General features: G+C 47.6%; 12 protein-coding genes. 7 read left to right on the top strand and 5 right to left on the bottom strand.

Annotation, left to right across the window (positions count from 1 at the left end):
• Positions 1-44 precede the first annotated feature (44 nt).
• From rpsT to VC28_RS19645, 3 genes are all read left to right on the top strand, one after another.
• Complete coding sequence (gene rpsT, locus VC28_RS18950) at positions 45-314, top strand: 30S ribosomal protein S20 (RefSeq protein ID WP_049632011.1); 270 nt, start codon at positions 45-47, stop codon at positions 312-314.
• A gap of 208 nt (positions 315-522) precedes the next feature.
• Positions 523-930 carry a DUF413 domain-containing protein gene (gene maoP / locus VC28_RS18945; protein WP_049632010.1) on the top strand — a complete coding sequence of 136 codons (408 nt, stop codon included), beginning with the start codon at positions 523-525 and terminating at the stop codon, positions 928-930.
• Positions 931-1037: 107 nt separating this feature from the next.
• Positions 1038-2245 (top strand): IS3 family transposase gene (locus VC28_RS19645; protein ID WP_156184249.1). Its coding sequence is split into 2 segments (ribosomal slippage): positions 1038-1380 and positions 1380-2245, totalling 1209 coding nucleotides; the frame shifts between segments, so codons are not numbered across the junction.
• A 53-nt stretch (positions 2246-2298) separates the two neighbouring features.
• On the opposite strand, the gene VC28_RS18930 is transcribed toward VC28_RS19645, so the two are convergent.
• The 3 genes from VC28_RS18930 to VC28_RS18920 form a co-directional block, all read right to left on the bottom strand.
• Positions 2299-4650: a GH36-type glycosyl hydrolase domain-containing protein gene (locus VC28_RS18930; RefSeq protein ID WP_049632554.1), complete on the bottom strand. Its 2352-nt coding sequence runs from the start codon at positions 4648-4650 to the stop codon at positions 2299-2301.
• 66 nt (positions 4651-4716) lie between these two features.
• Positions 4717-6360, bottom strand: coding sequence for an MFS transporter (locus tag VC28_RS18925; RefSeq protein WP_049632009.1), 1644 nt, complete (start codon positions 6358-6360; stop codon positions 4717-4719).
• A 120-nt stretch (positions 6361-6480) separates the two neighbouring features.
• The gene (locus VC28_RS18920) at positions 6481-7518 is read right to left on the bottom strand and encodes an HTH-type transcriptional regulator GntR (RefSeq protein WP_049632008.1); all 1038 of its coding nucleotides are present in this window, start codon (positions 7516-7518) and stop codon (positions 6481-6483) included.
• 113 nt (positions 7519-7631) lie between these two features.
• On the opposite strand from VC28_RS18920, the gene VC28_RS18915 reads away from it, so the two are divergent.
• The 3 genes from VC28_RS18915 (at position 7632) to VC28_RS18905 (ending at position 9096) form a co-directional block, all read left to right on the top strand.
• The gene (locus VC28_RS18915) at positions 7632-8180 is read left to right on the top strand and encodes a gluconokinase (RefSeq protein WP_082191628.1); all 549 of its coding nucleotides are present in this window, start codon (positions 7632-7634) and stop codon (positions 8178-8180) included.
• 122 nt (positions 8181-8302) lie between these two features.
• Positions 8303-8596: a hypothetical protein gene (locus VC28_RS18910; protein ID WP_049632007.1), complete on the top strand. Its 294-nt coding sequence runs from the start codon at positions 8303-8305 to the stop codon at positions 8594-8596.
• Positions 8597-8628: 32 nt separating this feature from the next.
• The gene (locus VC28_RS18905) at positions 8629-9096 is read left to right on the top strand and encodes a GNAT family N-acetyltransferase (RefSeq protein WP_049632006.1); all 468 of its coding nucleotides are present in this window, start codon (positions 8629-8631) and stop codon (positions 9094-9096) included.
• 123 nt (positions 9097-9219) lie between these two features.
• Here the strand turns inward: VC28_RS18905 and VC28_RS18900 are convergent, their stop codons facing one another.
• Together VC28_RS18900 and VC28_RS18895 are read right to left on the bottom strand one after the other, a co-directional pair.
• Complete coding sequence (locus VC28_RS18900) at positions 9220-11169, bottom strand: phytase (RefSeq protein WP_231591857.1); 1950 nt, start codon at positions 11167-11169, stop codon at positions 9220-9222.
• 85 nt (positions 11170-11254) lie between these two features.
• Positions 11255-14080, bottom strand: coding sequence for a TonB-dependent receptor (locus VC28_RS18895; protein ID WP_231591856.1), 2826 nt, complete (start codon positions 14078-14080; stop codon positions 11255-11257).
• A 148-nt stretch (positions 14081-14228) separates the two neighbouring features.
• Between VC28_RS18895 and VC28_RS18890 the strand changes: the two genes are divergently transcribed.
• The gene (locus VC28_RS18890) at positions 14229-15173 is read left to right on the top strand and encodes a GGDEF domain-containing protein (RefSeq protein WP_049632005.1); all 945 of its coding nucleotides are present in this window, start codon (positions 14229-14231) and stop codon (positions 15171-15173) included.
• Positions 15174-15182 lie beyond the last annotated feature (9 nt).

The raw sequence follows: 15182 nt of genomic DNA, 5'->3' as shown, positions 1-15182 counted from the left end.
CCCTTTTTTAGACAGTTTTTACAGAATTTAATAGGAGCACTAAGGTGGCAAATACACCCCAAGCCAAAAAACGCGCGCGTCAGAATGAAAAAGCTCGCAAGCACAACGCAAGCATGCGCTCTATGGGGCGTACCTACCTCAAGAAAGTGCTGGCAGCTATCGCTACTGGCGACAAAGCAGCGGCAACAGCTGCTTATGTTTCAGCTGTTGCGGTAATTGACCGCATCGCTGACAAAGGTCTGATCCACAAGAACAAAGCTGCTCGCCACAAGAGCCGTTTGAATGCAAAAATCAAGGCTCTGGCTACCGCCTAATCCACCTTGAATCGCTTCAAACATAAAAAACCGGCTCAGGCCGGTTTTTTTATGCCCGACATTTATCCAAACTGCTTCTTCAAGCACCAAAAAGCCCAGGCTTGGCTCTATACAGTGTCATGAAAACAGATTATCTTCGGCAGCGACTTTTGTCCGGAAGTGTCTTCCGGTGTAGCCAAAAGAGCACATACTAATAATGGAGATACCTATGTTGCCGCGTGAACATTATCTGAAACAAACCTTCCAGGATGCCGTGAACTTTCCTGACGGCTTTGAAAAAGGAGGCCTGACGGATATCCAGGCCAGATTGATACGCAAACAAGGGGTACTGGTCAATGCACTGTCCATGGATGAAGTTTCTGACCCCACTCCTGAAGATCTGCATATACTCAAAGTCATATCCAACCAAAGTGCACCAAAAAGCCCAATCGAACAGGCCTGGATCAAATACCTCTCAATTGTAAAAGCACGGCAGGCTTCAGCTCCGGCAAAAACCACCAAAGCCAAAACGACCAAAACCAAGGCCGCCGCGGAATCCAACACTGAACAACCTGCCGATGAAGCCAAGCCAGCAAAAGCAGCCAAGAAAACCACTAAAACTGCAAAAGCGGAATAACCGGCAACACCAGTAAAAAAGGCGCTTTCCAAAAGCGCCTTTTTTATGCAAACTGACTCGTCCTGAATAAAGTTGACACTTTTCTACTCTCTACTGAGGAAAGTGTTATGAATCCCGTTATTAAACGCACCCAGCGTGATTACTCTCTCGCCTTTAAATTGGCTCTTGTCGATCAAATCGAAAAAGGAGAGATGACTTATAAACAAGCCCAGTCTCGCTACGGTATACAAGGCAGATCTACAGTCTTGTGTTGGCTGCGCAAGCATGGTCAACTGGATTGGTCATTAGGTTTACCAGCAAAAGGCCTCCTCATGTCCGATAATCCTCGCCCTCAAACGCCAGAACAGCGCATCAAAGAACTGGAACAGCAGCTCGCTCTAACCCAACAAAAAGCGGATTTTTTCGAAGCGGTGGTTGATGTACTCAAGCGCGACTATGGAGTCAGCGTGGTAAAAAAGCCGCACGGAACATCATCCAAACGAAAACGTTAGCGGGTTTATCCGTTGTCCGTGGTTGCCAGCTACTCGGCATCAGTCGGCAAGCCTGGTATCAACAATGTAAGCGGGTGCGACAACGAGAAGTGCACACGCAGATACTCCTTGATGCGGTGCAGCGTGAACGTGCATTACAACCCTGCATCGGAACGCGCAAACTACAGCGCTTGTTACAACAATCCGCATTGGTTGTGGGGCGAGATCGACTGTTTGCTTTGCTGCGCGAACATCGCCTGCTGGTTCCCACCAAGCGGGCTTATCACAAAACAACGCACAGCCATCATCGCTTTCGCAAACATCCCAATCTTCTGAAGCCTGGTGAACATCAAGTGATTCCGCAACGACCAGAACATGTTTGGGTGGCTGACATTACCTATTTACCCGTGCATCAGGGCGAGGCCTATTTGAGTTTGGTGACCGATGCCTATTCGCGCAAGATTGTGGGGCATTGCGTCCATGACAATCTGAAGGCTGAGTCAGTAATCGGTGCGTATAAACAAGCACTACAGCAGCGACGCAGTGGTGATGAGCTCATCCACCATTCAGATCGGGGTATTCAGTATTGTTCAGCGCAATACCAGAAATTGCATTATCAATACGGTGTTCATTGTTCGATGACGGATGGTTACGACTGCTATCAAAATGCGCTGGCAGAGCGTGTGAATGGTATTTTGAAAAGTGAGTTTTTGATAAGGAAACCCAGGGATCTTGCAGAAGCAAAAGTGATGGTGGCCGAGTCGATTCGGATCTACAACGAACGTCGTCCGCATCTATCCCTAGAATACAAAACGCCCGATGAGGTGCATCGGGCGTTTGGATAAATCAGTGTCAACTTATTTCAGGACTGGACAAACGAAAAACCTTCAACCGAATATCAGGGGATCAATACCTCCAGATGGTATTCACTTCCAGCCTTGATACTGCGCACACAATTGTCGTCCAGCAGCTCACCATCGCAATACAACTGCACCTTATCGATCGCAACACGCTTGATGCTCACATGAAAACGCGCACCGCGAAACTCGCGTATCGCTTTCGCCTCTTGCCACGCTGACGGCAATTGCGGATTGACCCACAAACCTTCGGTGCCCCCCTGCAAACCAAACACACCTTCAACCAAACAGCGATACACCCAGGATACAGTCCCGGTATTAAATAGCTGCGATGAACGGCCAGCGGTACGCGGATACTGATGATAAGCGCCGCGATAATAATTGGGGATATAGACAGGCAGTTGGCCGCGCTGCAAATAATCAGCTTCACTTGGCCCCGGAATCATCTGCCGCAATAATTTATAGGCGCGATCTTTTTCTGCAATCGTAAACAAACTGTAGATATAAAAAATCGCCGCATGATTGTAGACCGAGCCATTCTCTGCAGAGCCAGGGTGCTTCTGGGTAACGCGGCCTACATCGTCGCGCATAGCGGTATATGCAGGAGCCAACATGGCGACACCGTAAGGTGTTTCCAATTGCGCTTCTACTGCGGCAATCATTTTTTTGCGCTGATCTTCGCTTGCCGCACCGCCAAGAATCGCCCAACTTTGCGGGTTTAAAAAAATACGCCCTTCGTTATCTTTGCTGACCCCGAACACTACATCATCATCTGTGATGCCACGACCAAACCATTCGCCATCCCACAGATGTTTATTCACAGCAGCATTAATGTCTGCCGCACCTGCGATATATTTTTGCTGCAAATCTTTGCGTGATATTTTTTCACACACTTCCGCCCACAGATTCAACGCATAAGCAGTTGCGACAGATAACCAACCAGAAACACCTTTTCCTTTGTATCCCACCATATTCATGGGATCACACCAATCACCTTGGGCGATAAAACTCAAGCCGCGATAATCGCGCGCCTGCAACAACCAATCCATCGCGTTGCTGATTCGCTCAAATACGCTCAGGGTTTTACCATCATGCCCTGCCACCAGCTCATCCAAAATCGCGTAATCGTTGGTTTCATCCAGATAGGTTTTTAAACACACCGGCAGCCATACACAGTGATCAGTATGAGGAATTTGGTTGATGTATTTAAGCTCTGCCCCCTCTACCAATAAAATTCCATCCGGCATTGCGCCTGAACTTTCCTGCTGGCTGAGTGCATGTAAAAACGCCGCGCGCGTAACATCGGGCTTGATAAACGTCATGCCCGTATTGTCTTGCAGATAATTGCGCGTTTGCGGGTCCGTTGTCAGACGGTTTACATCACCGTGATAAAACACCTGGCGCGGCAGCCAATTATTGACAAAATTATTCAGCTCGGCATCCGGTGTTTCAATGTGCAAACAACCTCTTCCGCTCGCAACATACGCCGTATACTCAGCGCGGGCTTTGGCAAAGCCATGCTCACTTAAATAGGTATTACGCAGCTTGCTGATTTCCACATCATCAAATGCCGGGCCAAAAATAAAACGGTAGGTTTTTTTATCGTCAGGCAAAAATGTTTCGCGGTATTGCAAAATGGCAGCCGGTGTTTCATAGCGCGCATCACCGCAAGACAGCAACTCTTGCTGCAAACCAGACGGATAATGCAAACCGCCTTCGCCTTCAAAACTTTCCTGCTTTGCCTCCCAGGCTGTTGGTGTTTGCTCATGCAGGAAAAACGTTTTGTCTTTGAACCATTTATTTTTAAAGTGATCAGCCACTTTTTGATAGGGCGTGACGCAACTTGCGACAATTCCGCCCACATCAGCGCGATATTCCGCGGACTGATTCATCCATGACATATATCCCACCGGAAAATAGGGATAGACACTGATACGGCGCGAACGCCCGGAGCGATTGATAACATTCACTTCCCATAATTCAACAACATCTGCCACAGGCAGAGACAGCGTTAATTCAATTTCAATGCCGAGTGTTTGCAGCGTCCAGCGCAAATCATTTTTGCCTACTGAAAATACGTAACGGTCATACGCTGCGCGCACCGGTTCGTAAGGCGCTGAAAAAATCTCTCCCGTCTCTTCATCTTTGACATAAAAAAATCGCCCGGGATGATGCGCATAATAGGGCTGCTCTGGCTGCATAAATGTTTTTGCTTCCAGGTTGGGCGCATACGCATATTTGGCAGGTTCGGGTTGCATAAATTGCGCAACCGCATAACCGCGGCAGGTTGATTGGATCATCATCCGCTGATTCCATAAAAAACCCGCTGCACGCGGCATAGCGGTGGGGCTGTGCAATTCGTAGCGATCACCAGTATCAGTGGGATTTAGCAAATTAGTCATGATTAAAAACCCAATAACCTATTAATTATTTCGAGACGATTAATTATTTCGAGACGATTAATTATTTCGAGACGATAATTCGTGTTGAATATTTTCAACTTGTTTGTCTGTCAGGTTGTAAAACACCAACGACAACGCGGTAAGCAATGCAAACATTCCCGGCACAATAGTCTGCATATAAACAATACTATCGAGCGATGCGCCGGCTTGCATTTGCCCGGCTTGATAACCCATCACCGCCAACACTGATAACATCAGCGCCGAACCAACTGCACTGCCGATTTTTTGTGAAAATGTCGTTGCCGCAAATGTCATAGCCGTTGCACGGCGGCCATTTTTCCACTCGTTGTAATCCGCCACATCGGCATACATTGCCCAGGTAATAGGAGGCTTAAACCCGAGCGCAATGCTGATCAAAATATTGAGCGCAAACATCCATATAATTTCGCCGGGCAAGTCCGCACTGTCTTGCTCGCTGCCATTAACACGAGTGCGAATAACGCTGATCACTTGTCCTTTGGCATTTTCAAGCGTGAGCCCTGCACCGGTTTCAGCAAGAGGTACGCGCTCTTTAATAATCCAGAAAATTTTGTCATGACGCAGCCATTGATAGCGGTCACCATCTTCATGTGCGGAACCCAGTAATGTTTGCGCATCCAACTGCACCGCTTCATTAACGGTAATATCCACCACACCATGGCGATCCGGTTTTGGAACAAACGTAAAGGCAATCGATAACACGGCAACCACACACATCAACCACATCATCAGTTTGCGTTTATCAATGTATTTGGTCACGGTCGATGCCATCATTGCGCCCACCATCAAACCTGCCATTTGCAAACCGATATAATTCCCTAACAAGTCCGGACGCTCAACAAAGTAACGGAAATAATAAGCGGCTGAACTGCCACGCAGGGTCATGGCGATCATGAATACCAATGCCAATACAAATAAAATCATCCAGGGGCGACAGACAAATAAATCTTTTAGGTCATTCAGAGGATTGGTTTTTTCTTGATGAGCGGCCGGCTGAATGCGCTCGCGCGTTGTTAAAAAAGTGACGATAAATAAACAGGATGCAATCACCGCATACACCGCCATGGTTAATTGCCAACCTTTGGCCGAGTAGCGATCACCATCGCCAAAATATTCCGCCAGTTCCGGCGTGGCCGCACCCACGATAATGCTGCTGAAATACGCAAAAAAGAAGCGCGTGCTGTTGAGTGTATTGCGCTCTTGCACATTGCCGGTAAGCACTGCCGATAACGAGTTGTACGGCATATTCAACACGGTGTAGCAAAGCATTAATAAACTGTAGGTCGCATAGGCCCAAATTAATTTTCCGGTCTCGTCCAAATCCGGCGTGCTCATGGTGAGCACACCGGCACCCATCATGGGTAAGGCACCCCACAATAAATAAGGCCGGAATTTTCCCCAACGCGTATTGGTGCGGTCCGCAATACCGCCAATGATGGGATCGGTAATCGCATCGATAACTTTTGTCACCGTTACCATAGTCGCTGCGGCAGCGGCACCAATGCCAAAAACATCGGTATAAAAAAAGACGAGATAAGAACCAATAATCGCCCAATAAAAATTAAATCCGGCATCGCCCAAACCATAGCCAATCCGCTCACGCAAGCGTAATTTTGCAAGACGATCATTATTTATTGCATGGGATTCCTGCGTATTCACCATTGCTCTCCAGTTTTTAAATGCATGTTTATCCGGCAAATTGACTTGCCGCAATAAAATGGTCAGGTGTGTAGTTGTGGTGTTTTTTATAAACGTTTTATGTTGTGATCGCCGCGCAAAACATTACGCCAATCGCTGGGTGGATGCGCGCTCGCGGATGGTGTATCCCATATCCACTTGTTTTGACTCGATGGTTTGCTCATCCAACACCCGGATGATCATCTCAGCTGCTTTGACTCCCATCTCATAACGACCAACAGACACACTGGTCAGGGATGGATTCACATAAGCGGCGGCTTCTGTATCGTTAAAACCGCAAATAGCCAGATCTTTCGGTACGTTGATATTCATGCGCTGGGCTTCAAATAAAGCGCCTAATGCCAAATCGTCATTCGCGCAAAAAATCGCATCCAGCGTTCCATTGGTTAATGCCATAACACTTTTAAATAATTCACCGCCCGCACAAATCGATGAAGGCTCAGGCGTTGTGGCGATGTAATGTTTTTCATATTTGCCCGCCTGCTCAAGCGCCAACTTGTAACCTTGCATCCGCTGCTGTACGCGCGGGTCCATACGCGCACCGATAAACCCGATGCGTTCATATCCCTGCGCCAACAAATGCGTTGCTACGTCATAGCCCGCTTGCGAATGTGAAAAACCGACATTCATATCGATTGCATCGGGCAGTAATTCCATAATCTGTACGATAGGGATGCGCGCTTTTTGCAGGAATTGCTGACAGGCTTTGGTCTGGTCACCACCGGTAATGATCAACCCCTCCGGCGATTGGCTAAGCAAGGTGCGGATCATCCGCTCTTCTTCTAACGGCGAATAATGGGTATCGACCAACAGCACCTTGTAGCCGGTATTCCCCATAACCTCATAAATACCGCGCAACACATCGGTAAATACAATGTTGCTCAACGAAGGGATCGCCACGCCAATGACCCGCGAGCGGGACGATGCCAACGAGCTGGCGTGTTGATTGGGTATGTACCCCAAAGCGTCGATCGCTTTTTGCACCTGGGCACGAAGCGCCTCAGACACTTTCTCTGGCTGGTTAATCACGCGCGATACAGTGATAGCACTAACACCGGCAAGGTCAGCCACATCGGTCAGGGTAATTTTCTTATTTACGCTGTCTTTTTTCGCTATTTTCATGGGCAATATCTGCATCTGCCATTATTTTGTCGCCACCATAGCACAGCCAAAATGATTGCGCTATCATGATATTATCAGTCCACATAGCACCAAACCTCCGGAATTTATCGCCAATGCCTCACCCACTGCTTTTATCCAACCCCAATGCCAATACCCACCTAATCATTCTGATGGGAGTTTCTGGTAGCGGAAAAACAACGCTCGCCAAGGCCTTGGCAGAACACTATGGCTACCAGTATCGGGATGGGGATGACTTTCACAGTCAGGAAGCGCGCGACCACATGGCGAGCGGCAAACCGCTCACCGATGACATGCGCCTGCCGTGGGTGATCCGCATGCGTGACTATTTCCGCGAGGCGGCGCGCACCCAACAGCATTCCACACTGGCCTTTTCGGGATTAAAACAAGCGCACCGCAATGAGCTGCGCAAAGCGGGATTGAAAACATTATTTTTATTCCTGCACAGCGACAAAAACACCATACAAACACGCGTTAATAATCGCGCAGGCCATTTCATGTCACCCAGTTTGGTGAACAGCCAGTTTGATAGCCTGGAAGATCCCACTCAGGAAAGTGATGTGGCCATCATTGATGTGAGCGCACCGTTTGAACACGTACTTGCTCACGCAATTAGCGTTGTGGACAGTGCATTTTATGAATAGCAAATCCAAGGCTTGGCATTAACCATCACACAAGCGAGAATGCGAACTCTTAAGCGGGAACCTTATCAAAATAGTCAGGTAAAACACCTTATCGACAAGGTTCATTTAACGGAGAGTCAGCAATGTCCAACACCAAACGTGTATTGACCGGCACGCTATTGATCACCAGCTTCTTGCTTTCAGCCTGCGCAGCCAAAACCCAATATCGCAGCGCGTGTGATAAAGAACTTGAAGCGGCGTGGAGTGAATTATCCATTGCAAAAGCAGAAGGGTTTAGCGGCACTATCAGTTACACCAAAGCCTTTGGTTTGATCACCTCTGCGCGCACCATGCAAACCGTAGAAAATTTCGATAACTGCTATAACCAGGCAAAAGACGCGCGTTTTTATATTCGCGAATCGCGCAAAGGCCAGTAAAAGCTCAGTAAAAGCTCAGTAAAAGGTCAGTAATGGATATGATTCGCTTGGCAACCCGCGAAGACCTCGCGGGTTTGCTTGCACTCTACCGCGAGCTACGCCCGCATGATCCGGAACTATCGGTGGCGCAAGCAGACAATGCACTGCACGAGTTACTCAGTAACCCCAACATCTCTCTCATAGTGGTAGAGGAAAACCAACAGCTTATTGCCAGTTGCATGTTGGGGCTTATTCCCACACTGACCAACGGTGCCCGCCCTTTTGCAATGATCGAACATGTGATCACTAACAGCCACTGCCGCGGCAAAGGTTTTGGTACACGCATGCTGCGTTTTGCAATTGATCTGGCATGGCAAAAAAATTGTTACAAAGTGATGTTGCTGTCAGGAATGCAGCGAGTAGAAGCCCACAGGGTGTACGAAAAATTAGGCTTCCGCGGCGATGTGGAAAAAGGTTATGCGTTGAAGCCGGAGTGGTATTTACCGGCACAAAACGGATGAATCCCTCCTGACCTCCCTTTTAGAAAGGGAGGAAATTGATACCCTCCCAGCCTCCCTTGGCTACGCGCCCGCTTCAAAGTGAAGAGCTTGCCCCCCTCTTTGAAAAAGAGGGGCTGGGGGAAATTAATCCAACTGCAATGCTTCGCGAATTTTTTTCCAATCCACATATTTGAAATTCTGCGGTGCTTCCGGCATGACCTTGTGACCGTCTTGCACTACCAACAGCCCTTCACTAAACGATTTCCCAAAGTTCGCAGAACTCACTTCGAGCCCATCGGTTTCTGATACGCCATCGATATTTTTATCCGCATCCATATCGATACGCACGCGACCACGCACCTTGAATGGAGGCAATGCATCCATCACCACAAAGGTATTATTGCCCTGGCTGGATACCACCACATACGCGTGTTGCTTGCCGTGATAAACACCAACACCTTCTACATCCGGCACCAGAATATCGCCCGCAGCCAATACTAATTCCGGTGAATTGCCAGCGGTAGGCTCAGCGCCGAGCGTCCAGAGTGCAACATCCTCTTCACCAATAAACAAACGCTGGTTTTTATCATCTGCCACGCAACCTTCGGGTTGGCTTTTAACATAAAAACGGCGCACAACATTTCCATTCCACTCGATTTTATTTTTACCCGCAGCAACGGCGGTTAATTCAATTTGTTGGAATTCACCACTCTTGCCATTAGGAATGGCATAGGTTTTTTGCGTAGGTGATTGATACAAGCAAAAACCGTAAATTTCTTCCAAATCGGTTTTTACACTACCGGAAAAGGTGAGCTTTCCCGAGCGCGGGTCAATGGTGTAAATCGCCAAACTGTTGTCATCGCGATTGGTTGCCACCGCGATATCAACACGTTGGTTGCCAACAGCAACGCCATAACGCACATCCACGTTATTTAATTTGCCCGTATTGAAATGCTGGACTTCCTTGCCTTGTAAATCGTATACAAATAATCCTTGCTGTTTGTTCGTGCCAATAACACGGCTTTTGTGCGGATGTTTTTTATTGATCCAAATAGCCGGGTCGTCCGCCGCATCGCCAAAGCGCAACATGGGTTCGGTTTGCGCATCCGGCATCACCGACACAACGGGATAGACAAGCGACGGCGACACTGTGGCTTGCCAAGGCAAATCAACGTGATGGTTACCGGTTTTTTCATCACCAACAATAATGGATACGGATTTTTTGTCTGTACGATAAACCGCTTTTAGCACTTCCGGTTCATCGGTTTCCGGTAATTCGATTAGCTGCTTCTGTACAAACGCGGCCTTGGTAGTGGAATACACAGCCAATTGTTTTTCTTCTGCGATAACAGCCACCAACCCTTGCGGCAAAACAGCAAGCGCTTCTACGCCACCCGATAATTTCCCGAAAGGTTTTTGCATATCCACAATTTTACGATCAGGTTGCGATTCTTCCGATGCACCGAGCGCCCAAATACCAACACCCTCTTCAGCAATAAATAATAGATCCTGTTCATCATCCACTGCACAGGCTTTACTGTTGGGCGCTACCGGCACACGGCGCAGTAATCTGGCATTGGCATTACCTGCAGCATCTACTACTAACCAATGCTCTGCTGTGCCGCGCTCATCCAATAAATACAATGACAAATGCTGGCCAACTGCGCGGCTCAAACAAATATTTTCAATTTTAAATTGCGGTGTCGGCACACGCAGAAGCTCGCGTAATTCACCGGTAACAGGATCGAGCACAACCAAGCCCGGTTGTTGCTCAGGTAAAAAAACGGTGGCGGCAACCAGTACATCCTGTTTTTTTCCGTTTGACTCGACACTAACCGGGTAACGCCAGTCAAGAAATTCCGCAGGCTGCTTTAATTGGGCAACGGATTTCCCTTGGGCATCGCGCCAATCAATAGTGTTGCCCACACTCAAATAGGTTGGTTGTTGCTGATAAAGCACATTCAACGGCGCATGCAAAACCGGCGCGAATGACGCTGGCATATTATTAAGTGTATTTGCCGATGCAGTAATAGCCATTACTGTTGCACCAGCGCCCAGCACACAGGCAGTTAACAACGTACGCAAGTGGATCATAATCAAAACCTTTTTATGAAATACAGCCTTAACCATTAAGGCCCAACAGAAGCATCCATGCTACAAAGCAATACTTAATTCAGGATTAAAATTGCATAAACGTAATACCGAGCTTGTAAGTCGCTCCGTAACTTTCGTATTGCGCGTTGTACCCTGGTGATTTCACATAGGAATAATAAATTTCATCGGTCAGATTAAGCGCTTCAAAATGCAACTTAATGGAATCGGTCAGGTAATAACGCAACGAAAAATCCAATTGCATTTGGTCGTCCACATAAGCGTCATAATCCGCCTCCATAGGCTCCAACACTTCCAGCAAATAGTTGGATTTATAATTGGCTGATAAACGCATACTGATTTTTTCAGATTCATAACCAATCATAAAATTCGCAGAAGTATCGGATTGGCTTGGCAGCGGAATATCGCGCGCGATAAATTCGCCATCGTCATAACCACCAATTTCTGCAGTAGAGTCAACGAAGGTCGCATTACCGCCAATCAACAAGCCGTCCCAAGGTGCAGGTAATTGGGTAAATTGTTTGGATGCGGCCAATTCAATACCCAATAACTCGGCAGAATTCCCGTTCACAAACGTAAAGGCTTTATCAAATTCTTCATAACCCGCTGTGCCGCCCAAATCGGTTTGATAGGCAAAATTATCAATGTCTTTGTAAAACACAAAGGCAGATAGCACACTGGCTACGCCGGGATAATGTTCAATACCCACATCAATATTGCTGGACTCCAGCGATTTCAAATACGGGTTACCAAATTCGGCTTCAATATCGCCATCATCTTCTTCAATTAAACGGCCGGGAGATAATTGCGCAAAACCAGGGCGCACGACCGAGTTAGTCCATGCCGCGCGAATTTGGGTTTTATCGTCAATACTGTAGCGGATGTGCAACGCCGGTAAAAAATAATCATCGGAATTGCTAAATGACTGACTGCTGATTTCATCGTCTTCACTGTTATAAGAAAAACCTTGCGCGGTAAAATCGGTATTTTCATAACGCACACCGGTGAGTATGCGCCAATCGTTAATATCCACGCGCCCCATGATGTAAGCCGCACTGGTATCTTCCGTTACTGCATAATCGCCAATATTGCTTTCCACTTCGTCATCTTCTATTTCGCCCAGCGCCGCTTTTACCGATTTGGCATTAATCTGTGAACCGAATTGGCCAAGCGTGTAATCAACATCGCTACCGGCAAAGTTGCTGAGGGAAGTCTCGCCAATAAAATCTTCCGATGCCCAGATATCAACATCATTATCTTTTTCACGCTCAGTGTGTTTTGCACCAAATTTAATTTGCGCAGGGTTATTACCCCACTCCAATTCACGGGTGAAGTCCACATTCACACTGGTGCTTTCGTCATTGGTGTTGGTCGCCCCCAATTCAACTTCATCCAATTTATAGCTGGCACTTTGGTAATATTCGGCGGGCGCAGTGAGGTGAATTTTTTTCGTGCCCGATAGCGATAGATCAAATACTTCATCAGCAATCACATCGTCATCAATTTTAAAAACTGCACCGGCGATATTTTGTGGCTCGTCTTCGCTGGATTTACTGTATGCCGCGCGATAATCCACCGTCCATTTATCCAAACGGGTTTGTCCGCCCAGCGAGGTAGACAGAATTTTTTGCGTTTCTACACGGTCTTTTAATTCGCGCTGTACTTCTGCACTACCGGTTTCACCCTCGGCAACCGCATCTTCAAATTCGATAACGTTGGCCAGACGAATTTCGGAATCAGTGTATTCACTGTACAGGTTGCGCCAGTAAAGATCGGTGCTGTCACTCGCTTTGTAATCCAGGTTTAAGGTTACGCCCGAGCGCTCACGGGTAATGCGGTAATCGCGTTGCTCCAACTCTTCCAGGCGCGCTTCACCGTCTTCAAAATCCCAGCTGCCTCCGGTCTCCACGTTATCGGAACCAAACTCGCGCTTGAATGAACTCACACCCAAGGCCACACCAAGATTATTTTCGCCATTGCCAATACTGAATTGGTTGCTGGCGGTTGCAGCCAATTTCGGGCTGGTCTGCTCTGTGTTTTCATCAAAGCTGCCTTCTGCTGTGAATTGATAAAAAAATCCATCGCGATCAAATGCCGAAAGGCTTTGTACATCAATACTGCCGCCCAATGAATTGGCATCCATATCCGGCGTTACACTTTTGGTGACGGTCAAATTTTCCAGAAGATCAGAAGGAATGACATCAAGCGCAACTGCGCGGCGATCTGCATCCGGGCCGGGAACACCAACACCATTAATTGTCACCGCATTAAAATCCGGGCTCATGCCGCGCACACGCACATAACGGCCTTCACCTTGATCGCGCTCAATGGATAAGCCCGGCAAACGCTGCAAGGATTCCGATACGTTGGTATCCGGAAATTGGCCAATCGAATCTGCTGACACAGCAGTAATAATATTGTCTGCACTGCGCTGCTTATTGAGCGATTTATTAATGCCTGCGGCTTGGCCGATCACAATCACATTCTCAACCAAACCGGATACGCCAATCAGATTGAAATTTTCACGTGTGGTTTTCTGGTCTTGTACAACAATTTTTCGCTCTATATTGTCGGCACCAATATAGCTGGTTACCAGAGTGTAGTTACCTGCCTTAACATCCAAAAAAACAAAACGGCCATCGCGTTGGCTCACCACTTCGCGATTCAATTCCTGAATACGAATTTTTGCACCTTGTAATGCAATCCCTTTTTCAGTGGTTTTGATTTGGCCTTCAATACGGCCATCGGCTACTGCATGCGCAGCCATACCCGCAATAGCGATTGCCAACATCGTTTTTTTCACGGCGATTTTGTTTGCAGACTTTTTCACAATCATTCCCCAAGCACGGTTAGTGGTTTCAGTTGCCACCAAACTAGGGATGCTCTGTGACACTTCTGTTACCTCTTTTGCCGCTATCGCTAAATAGCCTGAGCTGATTTGCCTCTTTCATGGAAAAGCAAAAATAGGTTGCTGCTGAAATAAAAATGTCACATCCATTTGTTAAGGGTGTCCCGTCATGTTGCTAAACCGGATAACCAAAATGCTCAGATTGCATAAATGGAAACTGCTCTGCCTCGCACTCGCTGCCAATATTGCCTTGGTTGGCAGCTTGATCAGTGGCGATATAAAACCCTACGACCAATGGAATTGGCTGGACATTGTGGGTGAAGGTGGATTGGCATTTCTGGCATTGGTCTGGTTGCTATTAATTTTGCACAGCAGACCAACCGGGCGCGTCACTCAATTATTGAGTGTGGGTTTAGGGGCAATCTTTATTGCAGGATTTCAGGATTGGTTGGATGAATTTATTCACTTCCCCGATAACGCATTATGGGATCACTGGTTGGAGTCCGGTTTTATGCCGGTCGGATTAATTTTATTAACCTGGGGCATTTTCCACTGGCACAAAGAACAATTGCTGCTGGCAGAACAACTGCGTAAACGCGAGCGTTTATTTCGCGAGCATCGCGGTCTGGATTTCACGACCACCTTAAGCGGAGCCCGCTATTTACGGGAACAGCTCAATCACTCATTGGCAGAACAACGGGCAACCGAAACATCGCTCGCACTGTTATTGATTGATGTCGATCATTTCAGCCACACCAATCGCCACTACGGGCATCAGCAAGGCGATCATTTGTTGCAGTGCCTGAGTGAATTGATATTGCTGAATATTCGCCGCAACGATTTACTGTGCCGCTACGCTGGTGACCGGTTTGCCTTGGTTCTGCCTAACACTGGCCGCTCAATAGCAGAGAAAATCGCAGCCGAAATTGCCAATGCCGTGCAGCATTTTGCTTACAAACCGTTTAATCACGACGAAAGCCTGTTTCACTCGGTGAGTATTGGTATTGCACTGACCAATAACGACCAGCCCGTGGCGGATACAGCCTGTTCACTGATCGAGCGCGCAACGGTTGCCCTGCTCCACCAGAAAGAAAAACGCGCAAAAGAACCATCAATTACGTTGCCATATGTGGCCTGATAACAGGAT

The sequence above is a fragment of the Cellvibrio sp. pealriver genome (genome assembly GCF_001183545.1).
Classification (GTDB): Bacteria; Pseudomonadota; Gammaproteobacteria; order Pseudomonadales; family Cellvibrionaceae; genus Cellvibrio.
The sequence above is the reverse complement of the archived record's forward strand: the minus strand, read 5'-3'. Positions and strand labels throughout refer to the sequence as shown.